Annotated in this window: 1 protein-coding gene; it reads left to right on the forward strand. The window is 60.6% G+C overall.

Features of this window, described 5'->3' with window-relative positions:
- Positions 1-1,504, forward strand: a 1,504-nt coding sequence (locus tag P0D71_RS35965) for an SMP-30/gluconolactonase/LRE family protein (protein ID WP_408483882.1), incomplete at both ends; no start/stop codon positions are given.

Here is a 1,504-nt window from a genome sequence, read left to right on the forward strand (position 1 = left end):
GCGACCTGCTCATCACCGTCAGCGCGACGACCACCGAACGCCTGGCCGATGTCGTCACCGGACTCGCGACGTCCGGCTCGCTGCTATATGCGAGCGATTTCCCCGGCAATCGCGTGCGCGTGTTTACGACGTCCGGTGTCTGGCTGCGCGACATTAGCGTGGCAGAGCCGGGCGCATTAGCGGTAGACGCAGCTGGAAACGTCTGGGTCGCACAACAGAGCCTGGGCACCGTGATCCAGTTCAGTCCAGGCGGGGAGCGCCGGAACACTATCCAGTTGCCGGCCAAAACGCGGCCCGCTTCGCTGTACTTCGATGCGACGAGCGACCAGCTATGGATCGGCGACGAAGGGCCGGATATGAATATCAAGATCTATGACGTGTCCGGCACGCCGTATGCCGCGGGGACGTTCGGTGTTCAAGGCGGCTTTCTCAGTACGGCCAATGGCATAAAAGGGCAAGTGGGCGATAAGCGCTTTACGCGCGTCACCGGCATCGGCAGGGATTCCGCGCGCAATCTCTACGTCCTGAACAATCCATGGGGAGGGTCATGGGACCTCGGCCGTAACGGCGGCACCGACATCCACGCATACGACGGGACCGGAGTTCTGCGCTGGCAGCTCCAATCGGTGAACTTCGAGGGCAACGCGGCTCCGGATCCGGCCACCGACGGGGCGATCTTCTACGGCGGAATGAATATCTATTCGGGTACCGTGGGTGGCACCTTGGTTGCCAACACAATCGACCCGATCACCTATCCGGCCGACCCCCGGATCAATCTTGCCGACCACGAACGTGGCGAACATTTTGCGCAGATCGCCAGCGTGAGAGGGCACCGGATACTCGTCGCCGCGAGTCAGAACCCCGATACCTTCTACTTTTTCCACTTCAACCCGGCGAGCGGCTACATTGCGATTCCTGATGGCGCGTTGCCGGGAACGGCCTTCGCTACGACGGCACGCGTCCGCAATGGCTTCTGTCTGGATAGCAAGGGCGATATCTGGGCGGGTCTCGACAAGACCAATGTCATTTCACACTACCCACTGACAGGTTTCGATTCGAGTGGCAAACCGGTCTGGGGCGCCGCGATCACGATGCCGATCCCGCGCACCATCTCGCAACTGACCCGGATCATCTACCTGCCTGAAAGCGACACGATGATTCTCACGCAAGGGGCAACCGGCAGCACGGACTGGACTGCGGTGGGGCAGCGCGTCGAGGTGTATCACGGCTGGCTGGCCGGCAACAGGACCACGCCGAACCCGGTGATCAACATTACTGGCGCGAATCCGAAGTCGATTGTGGCCACCGGCAATTATCTGTTTGTCGGCTACGTACATACCGTGCCTAACGTGGATGCGTTTAACCTCACGACCGGACAGCTCGACGTCACGCTCGTCAATAGCAATCCAAACATGGTCGACGTCGGCAACGACGCGGACTCGATGTATGGACTTCGTGCGTATCGGCGGTCGACGGGCGAATATGAAGTCACGAAGGACAACTA

This window comes from Paraburkholderia sp. RL17-383-BIF-A, assembly GCF_046028015.1.
GTDB lineage: Bacteria > Pseudomonadota > Gammaproteobacteria > Burkholderiales > Burkholderiaceae > Paraburkholderia.